This is a genomic window from Novosphingobium sp. GW821-FHT09E05, from assembly GCF_059416165.1.
In genome coordinates, this window is record NZ_JBWKOQ010000004.1 from 324,371 (window position 1) to 346,132 (window position 21,762).

Genomic DNA, 21,762 nt, shown 5'->3' on the forward strand with positions numbered 1-21,762 from the left:
GGGCATCGGTCAGATCGGGACGTCATCGCGGTAGGGCGTGGCAAAGCCGTAAGTGACGTACTCGCTCGACACGTTCTGTCCATCGATCAGGATCTCGGTGTAGCCTTCCGGTGTGCCCAGGAAGGACCCGCGCCAGTCCGCCCCGGCTACGGCGCCGGTCGAGATGAACCGGATCCCGTTCAGTTCGATCCGTTCGTAGACGTGACTGTGCCCCTGCAGCACGGCCAGGACGTTGTAGTCCTTCAGTATCCGCAGGACTTCGCGGCCGTTGGTCACGAACGTCCAGTTGTGCGGCGTGTCGAGCCAGGACACCGGCTCGTAGCACTGCATCGCCGTGAGCAGGGGAATATGCGTCACCACGACGATGCGCTGCCCCTTGGGCTGGGCCGAAAGGTCGGCGCGAAGCCATTCGAGTTGCCCGCCATCGACGCGGCCCTCGTAGTTGCGGTCTGCGGTGATGCCCACCGAATCCAGCACGACGAAATGCACGCCCTTGTGATCGAACGCATAATGCCGGGGGCCGAAGCGATCGATGTAGAACTGCTTGCCGTACCCGGGTTCGTCCGGCGCGATGCCGCTTCTGGGAAAGACTCCCAGGCAATCGTGATTGCCCAGGACATGCCGCACCGGCTTGCGCAAATGCGCCCGTTCGGTGCGTTGGTAGAGATCCATCAGCATCTCGGCGCGTGTGCGATCCGTCTCCAGCGCGTCCTCGATATGGTCACCGCCATGGATCACGAAGTCCGCCGCGCTGGCCGATACCTGTTCGAAGCACATCGCACAGGCCCGGTCCGCGTCCAGTTCCGGCCGGATGTGCGTGTCGCTGAGGAAGACGAAGCGGAAGCGCTCCGCCGACGCCTTGGCGATCCCGGGCGCCGCGCTGGCGCAGACCGGCGCCAGTGCGGTGCCAAGGGCGCCCTTCAGTATAGATCGGCGATCCATGTCAGGTATTCCCCCCGGCTCCGGGGGGGCGCGGCGCCCCCTCGGCAGAATGGATGTTCAGAAGTGCAGGCCGACGGTCGCGAAGACCTGTCGCGGCGCGGCGGGCTGGAGCGTGGTGTACGTGCCGTTCGAGTCCGAAGTCACGAAACCCGCAGTGCCGGTCGAGGCAATGTAGTGCTTGTCGAACAGGTTGGTCACGTTGACCTGAAGGTCGATCGCGCTGCTGAAGCGATAACCTGCCGAAAGGTTCACGTTGACCGCTCCTGGCAGAACCGCGTCGTTGAGATAGCTGTAGTACCGACGGCTGCGGTAGTGCGCCGAAAGCTGGCCCCACAGCTTGCCGTCATCGTAGTTCAGTTCCGCACTGGCGACGTGTTTGGGCGAAGCGACGACCTGCTTGCCCTTGGTGGCGATCACCGCGCTGCCCTCCGGCTGGACGTTGTCGTCGTAGGTCGCGTCGTTGAAGGCATAGCTGCCATATACCGTCCAGTTCGGTGCGAACTTCCAGTTGCCCGCAGCCTCGACGCCGCGCGACGAAACGCTGCCGACGTTCTGCAGCACGTTCTGGTTGCCAACGATCACTGCGCTGATCGATGACGCCAGCAGGCGATTGGTGAACTTCACGTAGTATCCGGTCAGTGACAGCTGCAGCGCACGATTGTGGAAGCGGTAGCCGGCCTCGAACGTGTTGGTCATCTCGGGCTTCAGATCCTTGCGGATATAGTCGAAGCCTGCCTGCGAACTGCTGGAATAAGGTCCGGCGGAGGTGGAAGCGACGAAAGCCGACATGTTGCGGGTGTAGTCGCCGAACAACTCGTTGTTCGCATCCAGCGTGTAGAGCGCGCCGGCGGTCGGCAGGAACCAGTTCTTCGCCTGAATGGAACCGTCGATCGGCTTGGTGCTGACGATGCTGTGCGCCTTGCTGGTGGAAACCACCCCCTTCACGCCCGCATTCAGGCGCAGCGCGTCGGTCGCCTGCCAGGTGTCGCTGATGTCCAGTTGCAGCGTGTCGGTGGCATATTCGTTCTGATAGTTGGTGTGGAACGGATTGCTGTAGAACTGCTGGAATTCGTCCGGCGCCTCGCCTGCCTGCAAACCGTAAAGGTAGGAGGCCTGGTTGAAGGCGTTGTGTTCATACCACACGCCGCCCTCGATCCGGTGATCGCCCGCCGTGAACTTCAGGCGCGAGGTCACGCCCTTCCGGTTGATGTCATAGCGGTTCGCGGAAACCGAGATCGGCGATCCGCCGTAGGCTTCGGGCGTCGGATCGTAAGGATCGGCCCATGTGCCGATGCCCTTGTCGAGATGGATGTAGCCGGTGGTCACACCGGAAAGGCGCGTTCCAAGCTGGTATTCCAGCTTTTCATAGGCCAGAAGGTCGCGGCGAACGCCGCCACCCTGATAGACCGCGTCGTCGGCATTGACGTAAGGCGCGGGCGGCGTGCCGCCGTTCTGGACGATCGTGGCCAGCTGCTCCGCCAGCGCATAAGTCGGAACATTGTCGAAATCCCAGCCGTACTGCTTGATCTTCGCGAGCGAGGTGTCGTTGTAGTCGTCCTCCGTGCGGTGGATCAGGTCGAGAAACGTGGTCGAGGTGACGCTGTCACCCAGCGGCTGGACATATTTGGCGTTCAGCTGGTCCTGCACCTGCTTCCCCCAGCCGCGCCACTTGCCCTGCCGGTCGTGCGCGTATGAGACGGCGAGGCGGCCGCCCCAAGGCAGGCCGCCGCTGTTCATCCTCACGAAAGAACGCCACGAGTTTTCGCTGCCGTAGCTCTGCTGAAGGTCGATGCCGAACCTGGAAGTCGGATCGATGGAGGTGAAATCCACCGTACCGCCGATGTTGCTGGTGGACGCGGTGCCCAGCGCACCGCTGCCTTGCGACAATGTGGCGCTACCGTTGTTCTCGCTCAGCAGCGCGCGGTTGATGGAAAGGCCGTTGTTGTTGCGGTACTGCATGTTGCCCAGCGGCACACCGTCGAGGGTATAGCCCATCTGGTCGGTGATGAAGCCGCGGATCGACAGCTGCGTGGCGGCCTCATACGTGCCGTGCGCATCGGAGGAATCGAAGTTCACGCCCGGCAGGCGCCCCAGCGAACGCAGCGGCGAAGTGCCGGGTGCCGCTTTCTCCATCGCTTGGGCCGACACGGTCTGGACCTGGCGCGATTCACCCTGACCCAGCACGACGATATCCTGCCCGGCCTCGGCGTCCGCCGCCGCGACCGGAGCGGGATCGCGCGCGTCCGAAGTGGCCGCCTTGAGCGAAATCATGCCGGCGGTCTCACTGGCAATGACAAGACCCTGCCCCGCGATCAGGCGGCGGAGCGCTTCGGTGCGGCTGTACCGCCCGGTCAGCCCGGCGATGCGGCGGTTGGCCACGGCATCATAGGGAAACACGACGTGGACACCGGCCTGATGCGCGAACTGGTTGAGCGCGGTGGCGGTATCGGTGGCCTTGATGTCGAACTCGATCGTCCCCTGCGCGAAGGCGGCAGCGGGCATCGCGGCCACCACGATGGCGGTCGTCGTCAGGTACTTGTACATGGAAAATCCCTGCTGGATGCAAATGTCGGGGCAAGGATGGATGAGCCGGGAAAAACCGCTACTCGCAGGCGGGATTTTTCTGCGATCGGGGAAGTCAGGTGGGGGTCAGGACGATGTTCCCGTCCGCGCCGGCCGTCGCTTTCACGCCGAACGATGTCCGCAGCGCCTGGAGAAATTCACTGGCATCCGTCGTCGCGAACGTGCCGCCGATGCGCAGGCGCGACAGGCCTGGATCGCCGATCACGATCTTTTGGGCACGATAGCGGTTCATTTCCGAAAGCGCGTAATCCAGGCTCTCGCCGTTCAGCACCAGCGTATCGCGCTGCCATGCGGTGATGCGGTTTAGGTCGGGACCGATATCGGGATCGCGCGGGCGCACACTGGCCTGCCCTGCCGTCGCCAGTGCGACTTCGCCCGGCGCGAAGACCCCGCCGCCCTCGCCCAGCCTGCCCTGCCCGGACAGTACGGCCAGTTCGCAGCTCGATCCGCGCAGACGGGCGTTGTAGGCGCCCGAGGCCAGATGGAAAGTGCCCCCCGGCGTCACCAGGCTCAGGCGATGCGCTGCCGCCAGCCGGATCGCGATCTCACCGCGCTCCAGCCACAGGCGCACGGGCGCTCCGTCTTTCCAGTATATGCTGCTATCGGTATTGAGGTCGACCGAGAATGCCGGATTTTCCGAAACCGTGCGGCGTTCGCCAATGGCGGTATCAGCTTTGTTGCGCGCCGCGGCGCGCATGGCGAAACCCCCTCCGGCCACCGCGACCGCCCCCATCGCCAGCGCCGCACGCAGCACGCGCCTGCGACCCGGCTTGGCGGTTTCGATCGGCACGAAGGCCTGGGGCATCGCCGCCGGCGCAAGGTCACCGGGTACGAGGCGAAGCTCGTTCATGTCCTGCCAAGTCACGGCCACCTCGGCAAACGCGACCGCATGGCGCACGTCCGCATCCCGCCACGCCTCGAACGCGCCGCGGTCCGCTGTCCCGGCGTCGAGCGCGGCCAGCCACCCGGCCGCGATGTCGGTCAGGTCAGTGGCAGACGTAAGGGTGTCGGGACCGTCGGACAAACTTCCTCCGCTTGGGCAGCACGCTCGCGGCGCGCTTTCGTGATGAGGGCAAGCCCCTTAGCGATATGCTTTTCCACGGTCGATAGCGAGATACAAAGTTCTTCGGCGATGTGGGAAGGCGGTAGCTGCTGGATCTTGCGCATATGCACTACCCGGCCGCACTGTGGAGGCAACTCATTGATGAGGCGCAGCAAAAGCTGAAGCTCCGACCTTCCGGAAGTTACGGCGAAGGCATCCGGAGCGGGATCGGCCACTTCCAGCATCTCCATCGAGGCTAGGAAATCGATGCGCACCACGTTCGCGCGGCGCAGGCGTTCGAGGGCCAGATTGTGCACGATCATCAGGACGAAGCCACGCGGCGCGGTGATCGCCTTGTAGTCAGGCGTGGCAAGGACGCGGGCATAAGCCTCCTGCACCAGATCGTCCGCCTCTTCGCGCCCGCAAAAATGCGCCGCCCGCGCGCGATAGGCCGCCGAATGGGGCAGCACTTCGCTCATGAACCAGCGATCTATGTCACGTAGCCAACTCAAGGCGCACTCCGGTTTGCCCGGTGTGCCCTAGGGGCCCGATTTTACAGTTTAGGGACATGTCCCGATGTTTGCCATGTCCCAGGTTCGCCGGAGCCGCCGCGCCCTTCGAAACGCCCCCCGCTTCGGCAGGGGCAATTGCTTCATCACTGCAAGAGTTCTCAAAATGTTCGGGACGTGATGGCCAGCGTTATTTCCCGTGACGTGGGATACCGCATGACTTCGAGCTGCTCATCGGTCCACCGGATCAACCCTGCTGCTTCGAATGCCGCCAGCCAGCCCTCCATCGGCCATTTCCCCCATTTCGCCCGAAACGTGGCGGCATTGCGCATGATGTCGGCAAAGTGCTGGAGCGGAGGATCCAACGTCTCGTGGTGCTGGTGGAATGCCCCCGGTCCCCCCATGAACAGTAATGGCAACTTCGCCTCACGCGCGCGAAAACCAAAATCGGTATCCTCCCCGCCATAGCCGGTGAACGCCTCGTCAAATCCTCCTAGATCGCGGAAGAGCTGGCGCGAAATGCCGAAGGTCAGCGACCAGAACAGTCCCGCTTCCTCGATCCGGCGAACTCCGCTGGCGGGAAACCGGCGCACGGGATGACCTGCCGACCGTGCGAGCAGATCGGCTTCCTGCCACGTCCCGCGGGCGTCATCGGCCCCGAGGTAGCGCACCTGCGCGCACACCAGCGCTGCCTGTGCCTCCAATACCTCGATCATGGCGCCGATGAGGCCGCGCATGGGGATGCAATCGACATCGAGGAACAGCAGTAGGTCGCCGGTAGCACTCTGCGCAGCCAGATTGCGGGCGGCTGCCAGCGGCAACCCTTCGCCATCGAGCCGCACGATACGGGCCGGAAAGGGCATCTCGCCCAGTTCGATCGGCGGCTCGCTTCCCATGTCCACGGCGATGAATTCGCTCGGCATCTCCTCGCTCCGCCGCAGGCCTTCGACCAATTGCGCCAGATGCCCGGGGCGGTTCTTGACGATGGTGAGTACGCTCAGGCTCATGGCCGGCGTCGCCAGAGATCGAGGCGGTATTCGGGACGCCGTTGCGCCAAGACGATCTCGACCCCGTCGCCAAGAGCGGCCCGCAACGCCTCCACCGCACCATCGCCGCCTTGCGGGTAGTCGGTTTCACCGGTCCAGTGAACCAGGATTACATCGCCGCCCTCCGCCATATGTCTCCGCAGCCAGGCGCCGGCCCGCCGGATGTCGCCATCGTCCCAGTAGTAGGCCACTTCCGAAAGGACGACGAGGTCGAAGGCATCTTCCGGCGCCTGCCCGGGAAAGACCATGTTGGCGAAAGCGACCTGTCCGAACGGAGCGCATCGCGCTCGTGCCGCACGGAGCGCCGTGGAACTCACGTCTATCGCCAGCAGCTTTTCGCAAAGCGGCGCCAGGAGTTGCGTGAGCACGCCTTTAGCACAGCCGATCTCGAACGCGCTGGAATAAGTCCGCCCGCCAAGCGCTCGGATCGTTTGCGCGTATTTCGCTTGCTCGTAGGCGCTACTTTCAAGGTCCCAGGGGTCGTGGGTGCCTTGGAACATCGTTTCGAAATATGCAGGGCCAAGACTGGCTTCATGGCGGGTCATGACGATCTCTCGATGAACAGAATGTCGGACGCCGGCATACGCTGCTTGTCCTTGGGAAGCCGGAAGCCGGGGCCGTGGGAGGCGGTCAACTGGCTGCGATGAGAGCGCAGGGCATGGCGGCGGCGTCCCACCGGCATCGGCCGTGTACGAACCGCACGATAGCGGCCCGGCGCCGGAACCTCTCCCCACACACGGTACTCCGCAACCGCCAGCCGGCGCTTGGCCTGTCTCTGGACCGCATAGCCGATTTGCGCGGCCGCGACATGATCGCAGTGGGGTTCATCCAGAGCCGTGACGGCGATCGCATCGACTCTCTGGCGCCGGCACAGCGCTGCCACCCGCGCAACAGTGCGGGCGAAAGCGGGGCTTGCGGGTGCCGCCGGAACAGCGTCCTTCCAGCCCAGATGAAGCGGGGGACGGCGGCGGCTTCCGGTCAGCCGAAACAAAGCGGTCGCCGCTTCGCGCCGTCTCGTCGCGATCAGCCGTCCGGTGCCCCCTGCCGGCGTCTCATGCGAGCCCGACCCGTCGGTCAGATAGACCAGCCCGGCGAATTGTCCCGCCGCTGCAGCCTGGGCGATCAGCGCGCCCGCTCCCAGTGTCTCGTCGTCGGCATGAGGGGCGAGCACCAGCCAGCGCAAGCGCCGCCAGGGCTTGTCGGACAAGGATGCCATCACCACAGCGCGTCCTTTTCACCCCAGGCATCGTGATCGAGCCACGTCTTCGCCGCCTCGTCGCGGGCATGGTCCGGGCCGGACTGCCGAAGATAGAGCGAAAGATCGCGGATGATCTTGTCGATGCGCTGGCCGTCCATGGCGCTGCGGGTGCCGACGATCCTTGCCGCCAGTTCCATCACATCCAGCGCAGCACGCTCGACGATTCCGCGCGTAAGCCGCGCGAAGTCGGGGCCGTCGATGTCATCGCGTGCCGCACGCAAGGCACACTCGCGCACCCACAGGTACGCCGTGCGCGTTGCCGCCACGCAATCGGCGAACTTGGCGCGCCGAAGCGGATCGCCGCGCGCTTCGTCGGACATGGCGAGGCGCGTCTCGCCGAGCAATCCCTCAATGCCGCCAAGCTGCACCGCAGTGAAGCGCCAGGCACCGGTGGTGAAGCGGGGATCGCGGTCGTAGTCTCCGGGCAGGCCGAGCAGGTCCGCCGGATCGACGCGGATACCGGTGAGGTCGTAAAGCCCGCTGGTGGTCGCCCGCATTCCGCGGACGCGCCATTGCGAGACATCGGCACGGGAGGCATCATCGGCGGCGACGATCACGAGTTGGCGCTCGCAGCCGGCCATCTGCGCGGTCACGACGGCGTGGGTGAGGCCGCCGGCTCCGCTGGCGAAGGACTTGCCGCCGGCTAGCACGCTGGCGCCATTGTCGCCGGGTTCGATGCGCAGGCCGGGTTGGGGCTCGGTGGCCCATACGCCGTAGAACGAGCCTGCCTGCAAGTCGCGACCAAGTCGGGTCTGCTGGTCGGGCGAGCCATACCAGTCGTACAGCGCCATGGCGTTGACGTGGCCTTCATAGAGCCGCCCAAGGCTGAGGTCCGCCCGGCCGACGATGCGCAGCACATCGAACAGCGCGAAGTGGTGCGCTGTGGTATGTGCAAATGCGCTGCCGCCGCTGGCACGCGGGGCGAAATCGCGATGCAGACCGGCAGCGGCAAGGCAACGCATGCTTTCGACGGGAAACACCGGCGCGGCATCGTAACGCGCGCCGAACTCGGCCAGGCGCGGTGCGATCGAGGCGGCGCGCGCGGCGGGGCTGTAGAGGTCGGTCTCGGCGCGGGGGAAAGGTGTCAAGCGGTCTGCTCCTGGCGGAAGATGGCGGCGGCGGCATGGGCGGCCAGCCATATCGCCGCCTTTCGCGCGCCTTGCATGTCGTGCAGTGCGCGGCGGGGTGCGGCGGGGAGCACCAGCGCGGCAGCGATCGTCCCGGGCCACGCCTCGCTGTCCGGCCAGGCGGGCACGACGATCGCGGCGCCCAGTGCGTGGAGGCGGCTGGCAGTTGTTCGCTGTTCGTCGAAGGGTCGTTCCTCGGGTATGCACACGAAGGGCCGGTCGGCTGCCATGACCGCGCCGACGAGACCGTCGCCCGCCGCTCCGACGACCAGCGCGGCACAGGCGATCTCGCGCTCGGGCGCATCGACCCAGCCGGCGAAGACGAGGTTGGGCGGGACATCGGCGGGGGCGAGTGCCGGGCCGATCACCCGCCATTGCCATTGCGGGCAGGCCTTGGCGGCGCGGACCAGAAGCGTTCCATCGCCTGGCTTTCCCCCGCGTCCGAACACCACAAGTATCCGGCGAGCGACCGGAATTCCGGCTATAGCGTCAGCGGTGATGCCCGGCAGATACGTGGTCTTGCCACGGACCCACTCCGGCGTCGATGGCGCTTCCAGCGCCGGGGGAAAAGGGGCCAACAGCGCCGACGCGCCTCGCCAGGCATCGAGGTGGGCGGTATCGGTGCGCTTGCCGTTCAGGCGCACGCATATCGTCGGCACAGAGGCCAGCCGGGCCAGCATCGCCACTTCAACCGAAACGTCGACGACCATCAGCGCCGGCATGGCGGCGGCAATCCAGCCGGCGATGCGCGCCACGCGATCCCGCACGCCTTCATGATCGAGCGGCGCGTAATGGAGCGCATCGGGTCGGAAACCCGCGGCGTCGAGACCGTCGAAGCGCCCGGATGAAGACCGGTCGTCGGGCAAGTCGATGCCCGCCGCGCCGATACCTGTACCCAGCAGCACAACCGGCCATTCGCCGGCGCGGGCGATGGCATCGGCGCGCGCGCGATGGCCGGCGCCGTGGTGATGGACGTAGTAGCCGATCGGGCGCCCTCTCACGACGCAAAGTCCGGTGACGCGACATCCAGTTCCATGTCGTGCGGCATGGGATCGAGCAACGGCTCCTGACGGGCGATCAGCGCCTGTCCATCGGGCTGGCTACGCAGACTGCGCCGCCACGCGGCGCGTTCTCGCCAGTGCGCGAAATTCGGCGCGCGAGGTCGCTCACCGCGCTCCGCCATGGCGAACAGTTCCTGCATGGCCAGCGCCATGCCGTCCTGCGCCCGGCCGTCGCGGCGCGGGGACACCCGGGTGAACACATCCGCCGGATGCGACAGCCGACCGCCGAGCGCCAGCGCGGCGTTCACCAGTGCGCGGTCCTCACCAGTACGCAGCAGGGGCACGCCGCCGCAGGCGCGGTAAAGGACTGCGGTGATGGCGAGCGAGGCGCCGGTGTGATCGCCATGACGCGGCGCCGGATCCCACGGCAGCGGATCAAGCGCATCTTCGAAAGCACGCACGTCATGCCAATAGCGGTCCCAGGCCGCCCTCAGGCGCAGGACTTCAGCGGGTAGCGGTTCGGTTTCTTCGATCTCGATTCGGCCGCCGACAATGTCCGCGCCGCGCGCCAAAGCCCGGGCGATGTTTGCGAGCCAATCAGGTGGAGGCCGGGTGTCGGCATCGGTGCTGACCAGCGCCCCGGACTTCGCGGCCGACAGCAAAGCCAATCCGCTATCCATCGCCCTACGCCGAGCCGAGCCCGCATGCGCCTGCTCGGGTGCGAACGTCACATCGTGCACATCAAGCAACAGCCGCCCGGCGTGGCGCTGGCCGGCAGCTTCGATGACCGCAAGGCTATCATCGCTGGTGTTGTTGACCGCAATGGCCACGACGATGGGCGCGGACCAGGTCTGTCCTGCCAGCGCATCGAGCAGGACGGGCAGCCGCTCCGCCTCGTTCCGGGCCGGAACACAGACGCACAGGTCCATTGTGCGACCTTCAGACATGCAACTCTGCGCCTCGGAGCGGAAGGGCGTAGGCCGGGTCGATCGCCGCAAGCTCGCGCGCATCGAGGCCTCGCGTCGCGATCCGGCGGTGGTAGAGCGCCTCGTAGGCATCGACCATGCATCCGGCATCGCAGGCGCGTTCCGCCCGTGTCCGGCAAGCGCGCCGATCGAGATCGAGCGCGGCAAGCCCGGCGCTCGCCAGCGATCCGACATCGTCAGGTATCGCCAGTACGCCGCAGGAGGCGTCAAGAATTTCCGGGATTGCCCCGCGTGCGAACGCCGCTACGGGCACGCCGCAGGCCAGCGCCTCGGCGACGACCAGGCCATAGGGCTCGTCCCATAGAGGCGTGCACAGGAACGCCCGCGCGCCCCCGACCAGTCGCGCCAGTTGCCTATGCGCCAGATGACCGACATGGGCCGTTCCCGCACCCAATTCCGGCTCGATCCGCGAGCGGTAGTAGTCCTGGTCGAGAATGGGCCCGGCAATGCGCAGAGGCAGGCCGATACGACGCGCCGCTTCGATAGCGAAATGCAGGCCCTTTTCCGGAACGATGCGCCCATACCACACCAGATAGCCCGCCGGATCGGGCCGAGGATGAAAGGCGAATTTGTCGAGGTCGATGCCGTTGAGGATAACCTCTTCAGTGTTGGCGACATGGGCCCACAGCGCTGCGACCGATTGCGAAACGGCGACGAACGCATGATTATCGGCCGAGCACAGTCGGATGCCGCTTTCCAGCCAGCAGAACGGCGGCGTGTGCAAGGTGGTGACCATCGGCATGGGCAGGGCATCGGCCAGCGTGACCGGCAGATAATGCAGCGAGTTGTTGTGAATCACGTCGAAAGCGCGGTGCCGCAAGTCGTTCATCAGACTGAGGTAGGCATGATGCTCGCGGAAGAAGACGACATCTGTGGCTTCGGCCGTACCGACATCGTTGAGCGCGGTTTGGCTGCAGATCGGCTCAAGCCCAAGTCCGCGCTCGGAGCCGGACGAGGCAAACACCGTCACCGCATGGCCGCGATCGCGCAAGGCTCGGGCCAGGAGGTGCGTGTGCATTTCCAGTCCGCCTGCAAAGGGCTCGACGATGGGGTGCTTGAGGTGGGCGATGATGCCGATGCGCAGGCGCCGTTCCTTTGGCGAATCGGCGCGCGGGACCGGAGACGGCGGCAAGCCGCCTCCGGAGTAACGCGCGGCAAATATCGGCGGATCAGGCGGCGGGCCGTGCATCCAGATCCACCTCCAGCTCGCGCGGCCAATGGCGCAAGGTACGGCAGGCTTCGAGGAAAGCAGCTGCGTCCTTGCCATTCGCCAACGGCAGGCAGGCATCGTCGAGATCCTCGGCGATGCCTGCTTTCACGAACAGCGCCTGTACCTCGGCAGTGAAGCCGATGAACTTGCAATGCGAGAAGGCATCGGTGACGAAGTCCTTCGCGGCAGCATCGATCGCCAGCAGCGCGGCGCCTTCCTGCGATGCCAGGATTGCAACGGCGTCGAACAGTACGGAGGGCCCTCCATCGATCTTCTGCTTGGCAGCGACGGTGGTTCCGTCCGACAAGGTCACGCCGGCGATCTTGGGTGCGATCACCTCATAGACGGCGCCTTCGGCCTCGACCGCCTTGAGCAACGCCGTGAAGACGGCGGCGTCAGCGCCGTCGGTCAGCAGGATACCCAGCTTGCGCCCCTTGAAGTCGGCCGGGCCGTTCTTGACGATGCTCAGCTTGTCCGAAGCCGGCAGATCGGTGATAGGGGCAGACGCTGCGACCGCGGCATCCGGGACAGCGAGACCCAACCCGTCCGCCACCGTCGCGGCAAGACCCGCGTCGATATTGACCAGATGCGAGACGGTGCGCGAGCGGATGTCGGGCCGCTCGACCTTCGACAGCTCGAACACCAGTGCATCGCCAATGTGCTTCTGCTCGATCCCCGTCTGGCTGACGAAGAACTGGCGCGCCTGGCTGTAATGGTCAGCGAAGCTCTCGGAACGGACCCGCTGCTTGGGACCATCGGCTTGCTCTGCAAAGCTGGTGAAGCCGCGCACCGGGTCTTCGCGCGGGCCTCCCTGCGTCGGCCCCCAGCTGTTGGGCTCGTAGTTCACGCGGCCCTTGGGGTTGTGCATCGCCATGTGCCCGTCCTGCTGGAAATGGGCCATGGGGCACTTTGGCGCGTTAATCGGGATATGCGTGAAGTTGGGACCGCCCAGGCGCTTGATCTGAGTGTCGAGGTACGAGAAATTGCGCCCCTGCAGCAGCGGATCGTTGGAGAAATCGATGCCGGGCGGCACGTTCTGGGTGCAGAAGGCGACCTGCTCAGTCTCGGCGAAGAAATTCTCGACCACCCGGTCGAGGACCAGGCGGCCCACTACGCGGATCGGCACCAGTTCCTCGGGGATCAGCTTGGTGGCGTCGAGCACGTCGAAGTCGAAGCTGTCGGCGAAGGCATCGTCGAACAGCTGGACCCCCAGTTCCCATTCGGGGAAATTGCCTGAGTTGATCGCATCCCACAAGTCGCGGCGGTGGAAGTCGGGATCGGCCCCGTTGATCTTGACCGCCTCGTTCCACATCACCGACTGCAGGCCCTGCTTGGGCTTCCAATGGAACTTGACGAACGTGGACTTGCCATCGGCATCGACGAGCCGGAAGGTGTGGACCCCGAAGCCTTCCATCGTGCGGAACGAACGCGGGATGGCGCGGTCGGACATGGTCCACATGACCATGTGGAAGCTCTCGGGCGTCAGGCTGATGAAGTCCCAGAAATTGTCATGCGCCGTCTGGGCCTGCGGGAAGGCGCGGTCGGGCTCGGGCTTGGCTGCATGGATCAGGTCGGGGAACTTCATCGCATCCTGGATGAAGAACACCGGGATGTTGTTGCCGACGAGGTCCCAGTTGCCTTCCTTCGTGTAGAGCTTGACTGCAAAGCCGCGCACATCCCGGGCCAGATCGACCGACCCTTTGGATCCGGCCACCGTCGAGAACCGCACGAAGGCGGGTGTACGCTCACCGACCCGCTGGAAGACGTCGGCGCGGCTGACGTCGGAGAGGCTGTCGGTCAACTCGAAAAAGCCGTGGGCGCCGTAGCCGCGGGCATGGACCACGCGCTCGGGGATGCGTTCATGGTCGAAGTGGAACATCTTCTCGCGAAAATGGAAATCTTCGAGCAACGTCGGGCCGCGCGCGCCTTGCTTGAGGCTATTCTGGTCGTCGGCGACCGGAATACCCTGTTGCGTCGTGAGGACAGCGACATCGCCTGCTGCCACTTGATGCGTTTCACCGCCCGCCCCCTGGGATTGGGCGTAAGTAAACGACAGGTCCGCGTCTCCCGGGACCGGCGAGGCCTTCTGTGGAGATTCGCCTCCCACATCAGCGCTCGCCGGTACTGGCGGCGTGAGCTTTTCGGATGATTTCGCGCGCGGCTTGGTTGGCGTCTTGGCCATGTGGCTTTCCTTTCGGTCAAAAGTCATGAGGCAGGGTTGCGCCAGCTCGTCGGCGGCACACGAATGGAGGCATCCGGCAACTAGTGTGACAGTAACAAGGGCCGTGATCGTTCAGTTGCGCGCGATCCGCCAATATTAACCTGCATCAGCACGTTTATGGCCGCAGCCTGTGAAACACGCGCTTTAGCGAGGGGTTAGGCTGGGATCGAAGCCCGTTCACCGACGCCAGCAAGGGACGATCCCGTGTTTACTGACCGCTTCCTCCGATACAAACGCGGCGTCAGTCTCTCGCGCGAAGAGCGTGCCACACTGGACGCTTCGATTGCGGAAGTGCAGACGCTCGACGCACGCAAGATCGTCGTGCGCGCGGGCGTGGAACTGGATCACAGCACCTTGCTGATCGAGGGCATCCTTTCTCGCTATATCGACGATCGAAAGGGCCTGAGGCAGTTGGTGGCGATTCACGTGGCGGGCGATTTCGTCGATCTCCACGCCTATCCCCTGAAGGTCCTCGACCACGACGTAGCGACCATGACTGCGGCAACCGTCGCAATCGTGCCGCACTCCTCCCTGGATGCCATTATCGCCGAACGCCCAGAGCTCGGCCGCAAGCTGTGGTTTTCCACGCTCATCGATGCGGCGATCCACCGGGCATGGCTGTTCCGCCTCGGTCGTCTCGATGCAATGGGGCGGGTGGCGCATTTTCTGTGCGAGACGAACGCCAGGCTCATGTCAGCCGGGCTCAGCGACGGCCGTCGGTTCGCGCTGGGCCTTACCCAAACCGACCTGGCCGAGATCTGCGGCCTTACCAATATTCACGTCAACCGGGTCCTGAGGCAGATGCGCGAGGAGGGTCTGTGCGTGTTCCGCTCGTCGCTTGTCGAGATACCCGATCCAGGACGCTTGGCTACGCGGGGACAGTTCGACCCTGCCTATCTCTACATCGACGATACGCAGTCACTGTCCCCCGAAGCGAAAGAGCCTTTTCATGACGACACCATCATCACCTAACGCACCTCAACCCCGATCCGATGCCGGAATAGCGAGCGCCGAAGACGGGCTGGTCGTGCTCGACGGGCCCAACGGCGTGGCAGTCACAATGACTGCCACGGCCGCTGCTCAGACCGGCCGCAACCTCATTGAGGCATCGCTCATCGCTAACCGACAGGTAGTGGATAGGGACGGGCGTTGATTGCCGCCGAGACGTGATCCATGTCGCACTCACTCGTGGCACTGACGAGCGCGGGATCATTCTGCTGTCCTTGACCGACGGAGGGCTGGCGCACCGCGATCGCTTTGTGGCGACTGAGACGAGGCGGCGCGGCATTCCATTGGCAAGTACGCTGGGCGGCGGCAATGGCGCGGACCGCGGAGCCGTGTCCTCGAGGCACGCGCGCACGATCCTCGTCCTTTCCGCAACGATCGACCCGAGGGATGCCACCTGATCCGCGGGCTTACTGGGCGGCCTTCTCGGCATTGAGCCGCTCGACAAGTTTTTCGATCTCGTCGGGATTGAGAACCCAGGTGCGGGTCTTGCGGCCTTCGCGGAACACGGGCTGCGTCAGCAGGATGCGCGCCTGCTCCTTGGCGAAAGGCTTGAAGAGCGAGAAGTGCATCACGCATTCGAGCATCAATCCGATGACCGGCGTCTTGCCATCCAGATCGATCAGTGTTGCGGGCTGGTCCCAGGGAATGTTCATCATAGATCGCGCCTATCGCGGGTTATGACGGAAGCAAAGGCCCAATGCCGTCACCCGCGTTATCTTCAAATGCCACGAACGCCTGACGTCCGTCCGGTCAGCCGGCGAGCCTTGTCGCTCGTAGGTCGATCGTCTGATTCTGCGTGAAGGGGCGGGCCTAGAGTGCGGCACCGATCCAATGCTTCATGTGATGCATCACAAATCCTCACGTCGCGGAAACCGGATCGAGGACGAAGGCGGTCCGCTCTGCGAGGTCATTGATCACGGCGAGATACGCCTGGAAATGCGGCGTCGCGCGGTGTGCCGCGACGGCGGCGCCGTCCACGTAAAGCTCGTCAAGGACGAAGCGGCCAGGCTCGCTCTGGTCCTGCCAGAGATCGTAGCGCAGATTGCCAGGTTCCGCCCGGCTGGAGTCGAGCATACCGTCGAGCAGGATACGCAGCCGATCGGCGGCACCGGAACGGGCTGTAAGAACGGCGACAACTTTCACGGGAGTAAGCATGGTGTTGATCCTTATGGGAGGGTGGAAGAGAGTGGGCCCATCCGAAGGGCGCCGCCCGTCATGCGTGTGCTCATGCAGCAGCAGCGGAGCGGCCGAGCGCCTCGATCAGCGCCTTTGCGAGCGCGTGATCGGAGGCAGGGTTCTGCCCCGTGATCAGCTCGCGATCGACAACAACATGGGACGCGAAGTCACTCGGCGTGACCGAGACGTTGCCGCCGGCAATCCGCAACGCCTTCGGCATATCGAAGTAGAGTTCGCCCTTCAGCAGATGCTGCTCGGCGATCTTCTCCTCGCTCGCCGAGAAGACGGTCATCCGATAGCCAGCGTAGATCCAGCCTTCGGCCAAGTCGGCTGCCTTCGCCTCGTCGCCTTCGATCAGCGCCGCCCTGAACGCGGGCGCATCGGCGAGAGCCGCTGCGATGACGACCGGACCGTGGCAGAGCAGCGCGGTCGGCTTCCCAGTCGTATGGAAGTGGCGCAGGATGGCACCGGCATCGGGATCTTGCATCAGATCGACCACCGGCGCGTGGCCACCAGGGACAAAGACGCCAGCATAGCCGTCGAGACCGCCTTCGATGACAGACCGTAGTGTGCGCACATCATTCATGGCAGCGTGGTCGTCGAAGAAGCGTGAGGCCCGATCATATGCAGCCTGATCGCCGCCGAAATGCTCGACTTTGTCGGAGACTTCATCGATGTGCGGCTTGGTTCCCTTGGGCGCGGCGAGCACGACGTCGTAGCCGGCGTCGATCAATGCCAGTGCGGGAACCGTCGTCTCGTTGAGGTACTGGCCGATCGTGGCGGTGCCGCCGCCGCGCAGCTCGATCTGCGTCGCGTTGGATCCGAGGATGAGTATTTTCGCCTTGGTCATCTGAGCCTCTGTTGTTTTGCAGCATTCGCTGCCGACGAGAGGGAGATGGGGCATCCTGATATATTCCAGAAGTTTATAATCTTGATATCAGATATTCGCTCAGCGATATGGCTGAATGCGCTACGATCTTAATCTGCTGCCGATCTTCGTTGCCTTGATGGAAGAGCGCAGCGTCACGCGCGCGGCTGAGCGCGTAGGTATGACGCAACCAGCGCTCTCCAATGCTCTGTCGCGCTTGCGGCTGATGTTGCAGGACCAGCTCTTCATCCGCGAACGCTATGGTATCCAGCCGACTCCGGTTGCGCTCGAGCTCGCACCCGCAATTGCCGACGCGCTGGCGCGGCTCGACGACGCAGTGCTCGGTCAACAGGGGTTCGATCCCGCCCAGGCCGAGCGGCTTTTCACCATCGCGCCGAACGGGTACGTCGAGTTCGTGCTGGTGCCGGCGATCGTTGCCCGACTGCAGCAGGTCGCGCCCGGCATCAAGCTGCGTTTGACGCCCTATGGCAACGACCTCGGCGAGACCGGTGTCGTGTCCGGTACGACTGCAATGGTGCTCGGCCGCATCGTCGATCCACCAGACAATCTTGTTGTCCAGCACCTGATGAACGAGGGGTTCGCTTGCGCCGTGCGAGCGGATCATCCCGAGATCGGCGACGCCATGACGCGCGAACAGTTCGAGACGTTGAAGCACGTCAACATCATGCCACCTGGCCGAATGCGGGCCGGCCTCTTCCAGGCGTTGGCGCAGCAGCAGCTCAAGCGCGACGTTGCCATTTCCGTGACCAACTTCTTCGCGGTCGCCGAGATGGTCGCGGTGACCAATTACTGCGCGACGTTGCCTTCGCTCATCTGCCGGCGGCTGATGCAGGACCCGCGGCTAAAGATCCTGCCCTCACCCGTCGATCTCGGCAGCTTCCCTGTCGAGATGGCTTGGCACGTCCGCTACCGACATGACCCGGCTCACAGCTGGTTGAGAGCACTGATCCAGGAGGTTGCGCTGGAGCTTAAAAGCGACGCCGACTGATCGCGCCCGAATATGGTGCGGGGCGGTGCTTGATCGCTTCGATGACCGACAACAACGGCCTATCCGGGATCTGCGCAGGGCCGAGTTCCGAATGGGGTGAGCTTTTCTACATATGCCGGAAACGCATCGCCGCACGTGATGCGCACCTGCAAGGTGGCCTGTCGGGCGGCATGGATGCAATCAAGACTTTAGTCCTGACAATGAAACCTTCAGTTGCCGTTAAATCTCAACCCTGTAGGTAGACATCGCGTTCGGCCACCGCTCTTGCATGCCGACGCATTCGCCGAGGCGTCATCGCCAGGCCGTCATCCATGCACGCTCAAGGGTCATACGGATCCGTGCGTTCCCGTTGAGCCTTCGGCCCAACGGCGCTTTGACGTGTGCTCATCCGAATACTTCGATCTAGATCCTCAAGGGGGAACCAATGTCGCGCGTCCAATTGCTGTCGTCGATCCTGTTCAGTGTGTCTACGGCCGCTTTGACCAACGCCTGCCCCGCATGGGCCGCTGAAGAAGCGCCGCAGGCCGGCGTAGAGCCGGGCATCCGGGGCGACGGCGAAATTCTCGTCACTGCCCGTCGGCGCGAAGAAAGGGCCCAGGACGTGCCCATTTCGCTGAGCACCGTCGATGGTCGCGCGCTGCTGGCGACCGGCTACAGCAACCTCACGCAGGTCGCGAACCTGACGCCCAGCCTCAACATCCGCGGCACCAATGCGCGCAACACCTACCTCAACATCCGCGGCCTGGGGTCCAATTCGACCCAGAACGACGGTCTCGAGATCGGCGTGGGAGTCTATGTCGACGACGTCTATTACGGCCGCGTGGGCTCGTCGCAGTTCGATCTCATCGACCTCGAGCGCATCGAGGTCCTGCGTGGCCCCCAGGGTACGCTGTTCGGCAAGAACACGACTGCCGGCGCGATCAACATTTCCACTCGCGAGCCCAGCTTCACGCCGGAATTCCGCGGCGAAATCTCGATCGGCGAGAACGGTTACCGGCAGTTGCGCGCCAGCGGCAGCACCGCGATCGTTCCCGATCTCCTCGCGGTGCGCCTGACCGCTTCGCGCACCCTCGAGGACGGCTACTTCCACAACGCCTACAACGACCGCAGCCTGGGCGACAGCAAGAACACCTCGCTGCGCGGACAACTGCTGTTCACACCCTCGGCAACGGTCAAGGTCAAGCTGATCGGCGACTACTCCAAGCAGTCCGCATCGGGCAACGGCAGCGCGTGGCTGGGCTACTTCACCAAGTACGACAACGGCGCGACGATCGCCAACAACATCATCGATCGCACCACCCGGCTCGGCTACGCCCAGCCCGGCGCCTATGGCGATCCGTTCGCTCGCGTGACCAGCGTCGACGCCCCGACCACCTCGGTCATGAGCAGCGGCGGCGTGTCGGGGAAGGTCGACGTCGATCTCGATTGGGCGATGCTGACCTCGATCACGGCCTACCGCTACTGGAACTGGCAACCGCACAATGACAGCGACGGCACCGCGCTCGACATCAATCCGGTGGGCGGCACCGCCAATCGCCAGCGGCAGTTCAGCCAGGAAGTGCGCCTAGCCTCGCAAGGGACGCGCCGGATCGACTATGTCCTGGGCGCCTATTACTTCCACCAGGTCATCCACGCGCTGAGCGAGTATCAGCTCGGTGCCGATTATGCCGCCTGGAACAACCCCACCGCCAACCGCACCCTCGCCAACTACGCCTACACCGGCTTCCAGGCGGATTCCGCCGCCGAACCCAAGACCGACAGCTATGCCGCCTTCGGCCAGGCAACGTGGCACGCAACGGACGCATTGAGCGTGACAGGCGGCCTGCGCTTTACCCACGAGGAGCGCCGGGCCAGCTACGACCAGTACACCGTGGCGGGCAACGACCTGTCGGTTCTGAGCACGACCGACCGGGCAACCGCGCAGGCGCTGCGCGATGCGATCTATCCCGCCACCAGCTATTCGCGCGCGGTCAGCGACAACGCCCTGACCGGCCAGATCAACCTTTCCTACAAGGTGGCGCCCGACATCCTCGTCTTCGCGAGCTACGCCCGGGGCGTGAAGTCAGGCGGCGTCAATGTCGGCCAGCTTCCTGCCGGGGTTTCGGGCATAGTCGATCCCGAAAAGGTGAATGCCTACGAAGTGGGCCTCAAGTCGCAGTTCTGGGACCGCAAGATCACCGCCAACCTCTCCGGCTTCTGGACCGACGTGGAGGACTACCAGGCCGCCATCGCCGAGCAGATCGGCACCACGACCTCCTACCGCCGCTACATCTCCAACATTCCTGGCGTGCGCTCGCGCGGCTTCGAGGCCGACCTCGCGTTTGCTCCCACGCGGCAACTGCGGCTTTCGGCCTCGCTGGCGTATACGGACACAGTCTACACCTCGTACCCCAACGCGCAGGCGGCAGCGGAGAACCGCAACCTTAGCCAGGTGCAGGATCTGAGCGGCGCGCAACTCACCAACATTCCCAAGTTCACGTATGCCCTGGCCGCCGACTATTCGATCCCGGTCCAACTCGTCGGCGACGACGATGTCTATCTGCGCGCGGACTTCAACCACCGCTCGTCCTTCACCACCGACGACACCAATTCCCGCTATGCGCGGGTCCCCGGGTACGGCGTGCTGAACGCCCGCGTCGGACTGCGCATCCAGGACTCGCGCTGGGACCTGTCGGTGTGGGCGCGTAACCTGCTCGACAAGAACTACTACACCTCGATGTCGGCGGCGACGACGGGCCTGATCACCGGCCAGATCGGCAATCCCCGTCAGATCGGCGCCACCTTGCGCGCGAACTTCTGAACCGGAGGAATTGTCGACCATGGCTCTCGTCCGCTGGGCATTGCCTGCCCTTCTTGCCGCATTCCTCCTTCCCGGCGCCGCCAGTGCGGTCCCGGGCAAGGCCACGCGCTGCCGGTCCGTACCGGCCGGCGTCGACATACCGGCGCCGGGTGCGGTGCGCGTGCACGTCCGCACCATCGGCAAGGGCCGGCCGATCCTGTTCATCCCGTCGCTGGCACGCGGTGCCGCCGATTTCGATGACGTAGCGGCGCGCCTGGCGAAGCAGGGCTACATGGCCATTCTTCCCGACCCACGCGGAACGGGCAAGACAGAAGGCCCGCCACCGACCTCGCTGTTCGACCTGGCCGACGACGCGCAGGCCGCCGCACACGCTCTGTGCGACGGACCGGTAGACGTCGTTGGCCATGCCTTCGGAAACCGCGTAGCGCGCGCCTTCGCGACATCGAGCCCCGCCAGCGTCAGGAACGTGGTCCTGCTTGCCGGAGGCGGCAAGGCGGCTCCCCTGCCCCAGGTCGGCGATTCCATCGCCGTGTCCGCCGCGCAGGGCGTGCGCTCCGATACCGAACGGCTCAAGGCGCTGAGCATCGCCTTCTTCGCGGCGGGCCACGACCCCAGCGTCTGGCTCACCGGGTGGTTCGCGCAGGCCAAGGCCTACCAGGGCACCGCGATGAGCGGCTCCAGCGTCGATCAGTGGTGGCGGGGCGGCAGCGCGCCGATCCTACTGGTACAGGCCGACGAGGACCCGATCGCGCCTGCCGGCAACGTCGACCAGTTGCGCCAGGACATCGGCGAGCGCCTGCGCAGCGTGACCCTGCGCCGCGCCAGCCACGCCATCCTGCCCGAACAACCAGAAGCGGTGGTCTGGATCCTTGCCCGCTACTTCGCCGGCGAGCGCGACGAGGCCGTCCTGCAGCAGGGCATCGATGCCCGCACCCGCCCGTGACCCGGCATTAGTCCCCGACTCCAGCGGAAAGAC

Annotated in this window: 19 protein-coding genes; 4 read left to right on the top strand and 15 right to left on the bottom strand. The window is 64.9% G+C overall.

Going from position 1 to position 21,762, the window contains the following annotated elements; all coding sequences use genetic code 11:
• Positions 1–9 precede the first annotated feature (9 nt).
• From AC07M9_RS17405 to AC07M9_RS17460, 12 genes are all read right to left on the bottom strand, one after another.
• The gene (locus tag AC07M9_RS17405) at positions 10–942 is read right to left on the bottom strand and encodes a metallophosphoesterase family protein (protein WP_494885413.1); all 933 of its coding nucleotides are present in this window, start codon (positions 940–942) and stop codon (positions 10–12) included.
• 57 nt (positions 943–999) lie between these two features.
• Entirely contained in the window at positions 1,000–3,486 is a 2,487-nt protein-coding gene (locus tag AC07M9_RS17410) for a TonB-dependent receptor (RefSeq protein WP_494885414.1), read from the bottom strand.
• A gap of 94 nt (positions 3,487–3,580) precedes the next feature.
• Positions 3,581–4,549 carry a FecR family protein gene (locus AC07M9_RS17415; RefSeq protein ID WP_494885416.1) on the bottom strand — a complete coding sequence of 323 codons (969 nt, stop codon included), beginning with the start codon at positions 4,547–4,549 and terminating at the stop codon, positions 3,581–3,583.
• Positions 4,507–5,046: an RNA polymerase sigma factor gene (locus tag AC07M9_RS17420; protein ID WP_494885418.1), complete on the bottom strand. Its 540-nt coding sequence runs from the start codon at positions 5,044–5,046 to the stop codon at positions 4,507–4,509. Before AC07M9_RS17420 ends, AC07M9_RS17415 begins: the two co-directional genes overlap by 43 nt.
• A 191-nt stretch (positions 5,047–5,237) precedes the next feature.
• Positions 5,238–6,083, bottom strand: coding sequence for a glycosyltransferase family 2 protein (locus tag AC07M9_RS17425; protein WP_494885419.1), 846 nt, complete (start codon positions 6,081–6,083; stop codon positions 5,238–5,240).
• On the bottom strand, positions 6,080–6,667 hold the full coding sequence (locus tag AC07M9_RS17430) for an SAM-dependent methyltransferase (protein ID WP_494885421.1): 588 nt from the start codon (positions 6,665–6,667) through the stop codon (positions 6,080–6,082). Before AC07M9_RS17430 ends, AC07M9_RS17425 begins: the two co-directional genes overlap by 4 nt.
• Positions 6,664–7,338 (bottom strand): PIG-L deacetylase family protein, encoded by a 675-nt coding sequence (locus AC07M9_RS17435; protein WP_494885422.1) that lies wholly within the window; start codon positions 7,336–7,338, stop codon positions 6,664–6,666. Before AC07M9_RS17435 ends, AC07M9_RS17430 begins: the two co-directional genes overlap by 4 nt.
• A complete protein-coding gene (locus AC07M9_RS17440; RefSeq protein ID WP_494885424.1) occupies positions 7,338–8,468 on the bottom strand; it encodes an acyl-CoA dehydrogenase family protein in 1,131 nt (376 codons plus the stop codon). The genes AC07M9_RS17435 and AC07M9_RS17440 overlap by 1 nt, the downstream gene beginning before the upstream one ends.
• Positions 8,465–9,508: a glycosyltransferase gene (locus AC07M9_RS17445; protein ID WP_494885426.1), complete on the bottom strand. Its 1,044-nt coding sequence runs from the start codon at positions 9,506–9,508 to the stop codon at positions 8,465–8,467. The genes AC07M9_RS17440 and AC07M9_RS17445 overlap by 4 nt, the downstream gene beginning before the upstream one ends.
• On the bottom strand, positions 9,505–10,437 hold the full coding sequence (locus AC07M9_RS17450) for a glycosyltransferase family 2 protein (protein WP_494885428.1): 933 nt from the start codon (positions 10,435–10,437) through the stop codon (positions 9,505–9,507). The genes AC07M9_RS17445 and AC07M9_RS17450 overlap by 4 nt, the downstream gene beginning before the upstream one ends.
• A 10-nt stretch (positions 10,438–10,447) precedes the next feature.
• Entirely contained in the window at positions 10,448–11,578 is a 1,131-nt protein-coding gene (locus AC07M9_RS17455; protein ID WP_494885480.1) for a glycosyltransferase family 4 protein, read from the bottom strand.
• 85 nt (positions 11,579–11,663) lie between these two features.
• Complete coding sequence (locus AC07M9_RS17460; RefSeq protein WP_494885430.1) at positions 11,664–13,886, bottom strand: catalase; 2,223 nt, start codon at positions 13,884–13,886, stop codon at positions 11,664–11,666.
• Positions 13,887–14,129: 243 nt separating this feature from the next.
• On the opposite strand from AC07M9_RS17460, the gene AC07M9_RS17465 reads away from it, so the two are divergent.
• Positions 14,130–14,897 (top strand): Crp/Fnr family transcriptional regulator, encoded by a 768-nt coding sequence (locus tag AC07M9_RS17465; RefSeq protein WP_494885432.1) that lies wholly within the window; start codon positions 14,130–14,132, stop codon positions 14,895–14,897.
• Between the two features lie 443 nt (positions 14,898–15,340).
• Here the strand turns inward: AC07M9_RS17465 and AC07M9_RS17470 are convergent, their stop codons facing one another.
• The 3 genes from AC07M9_RS17470 to AC07M9_RS17480 all read right to left on the bottom strand — a co-directional run bounded on the left by AC07M9_RS17470 (position 15,341) and on the right by AC07M9_RS17480 (position 16,959).
• Positions 15,341–15,589, bottom strand: coding sequence for a hypothetical protein (locus tag AC07M9_RS17470; protein WP_494885434.1), 249 nt, complete (start codon positions 15,587–15,589; stop codon positions 15,341–15,343).
• A 202-nt stretch (positions 15,590–15,791) separates the two neighbouring features.
• Positions 15,792–16,088: a putative quinol monooxygenase gene (locus AC07M9_RS17475; RefSeq protein WP_494885436.1), complete on the bottom strand. Its 297-nt coding sequence runs from the start codon at positions 16,086–16,088 to the stop codon at positions 15,792–15,794.
• Between the two features lie 70 nt (positions 16,089–16,158).
• Positions 16,159–16,959, bottom strand: coding sequence for a type 1 glutamine amidotransferase domain-containing protein (locus tag AC07M9_RS17480; RefSeq protein ID WP_494885437.1), 801 nt, complete (start codon positions 16,957–16,959; stop codon positions 16,159–16,161).
• A gap of 115 nt (positions 16,960–17,074) precedes the next feature.
• Here AC07M9_RS17480 and AC07M9_RS17485 point away from each other — a divergent pair, with 115 nt between their 5' ends.
• From AC07M9_RS17485 to AC07M9_RS17495, 3 genes are all read left to right on the top strand, one after another.
• Positions 17,075–17,986, top strand: a complete 912-nt coding sequence (locus AC07M9_RS17485) for a LysR family transcriptional regulator (RefSeq protein WP_494885439.1) — start codon at positions 17,075–17,077, stop codon at positions 17,984–17,986.
• A gap of 424 nt (positions 17,987–18,410) precedes the next feature.
• Positions 18,411–20,786 (top strand): TonB-dependent receptor, encoded by a 2,376-nt coding sequence (locus AC07M9_RS17490; RefSeq protein WP_494885441.1) that lies wholly within the window; start codon positions 18,411–18,413, stop codon positions 20,784–20,786.
• A 19-nt stretch (positions 20,787–20,805) separates the two neighbouring features.
• Positions 20,806–21,729 (top strand): alpha/beta fold hydrolase, encoded by a 924-nt coding sequence (locus AC07M9_RS17495; RefSeq protein ID WP_494885443.1) that lies wholly within the window; start codon positions 20,806–20,808, stop codon positions 21,727–21,729.
• Positions 21,730–21,762 lie beyond the last annotated feature (33 nt).

Coding starts and splice junctions, on each gene's coding strand:
- AC07M9_RS17420 (WP_494885418.1), bottom strand. CDS start 5,046: ATGAGCGAAGTGCTGCCCCATTCGGCGGCCTATCGCGCGCGGGCGGCG.
- AC07M9_RS17460 (WP_494885430.1), bottom strand. CDS start 13,886: ATGGCCAAGACGCCAACCAAGCCGCGCGCGAAATCATCCGAAAAGCTC.
- AC07M9_RS17410 (WP_494885414.1), bottom strand. CDS start 3,486: ATGTACAAGTACCTGACGACGACCGCCATCGTGGTGGCCGCGATGCCC.
- AC07M9_RS17470 (WP_494885434.1), bottom strand. CDS start 15,589: ATGATGAACATTCCCTGGGACCAGCCCGCAACACTGATCGATCTGGAT.
- AC07M9_RS17405 (WP_494885413.1), bottom strand. CDS start 942: ATGGATCGCCGATCTATACTGAAGGGCGCCCTTGGCACCGCACTGGCG.
- AC07M9_RS17430 (WP_494885421.1), bottom strand. CDS start 6,667: ATGACCCGCCATGAAGCCAGTCTTGGCCCTGCATATTTCGAAACGATG.
- AC07M9_RS17425 (WP_494885419.1), bottom strand. CDS start 6,083: ATGAGCCTGAGCGTACTCACCATCGTCAAGAACCGCCCCGGGCATCTG.
- AC07M9_RS17480 (WP_494885437.1), bottom strand. CDS start 16,959: ATGACCAAGGCGAAAATACTCATCCTCGGATCCAACGCGACGCAGATC.
- AC07M9_RS17495 (WP_494885443.1), top strand. CDS start 20,806: ATGGCTCTCGTCCGCTGGGCATTGCCTGCCCTTCTTGCCGCATTCCTC.
- AC07M9_RS17475 (WP_494885436.1), bottom strand. CDS start 16,088: ATGCTTACTCCCGTGAAAGTTGTCGCCGTTCTTACAGCCCGTTCCGGT.
- AC07M9_RS17450 (WP_494885428.1), bottom strand. CDS start 10,437: ATGGACCTGTGCGTCTGTGTTCCGGCCCGGAACGAGGCGGAGCGGCTG.
- AC07M9_RS17485 (WP_494885439.1), top strand. CDS start 17,075: ATGCGCTACGATCTTAATCTGCTGCCGATCTTCGTTGCCTTGATGGAA.
- AC07M9_RS17490 (WP_494885441.1), top strand. CDS start 18,411: ATGTCGCGCGTCCAATTGCTGTCGTCGATCCTGTTCAGTGTGTCTACG.
- AC07M9_RS17435 (WP_494885422.1), bottom strand. CDS start 7,338: ATGGCATCCTTGTCCGACAAGCCCTGGCGGCGCTTGCGCTGGCTGGTG.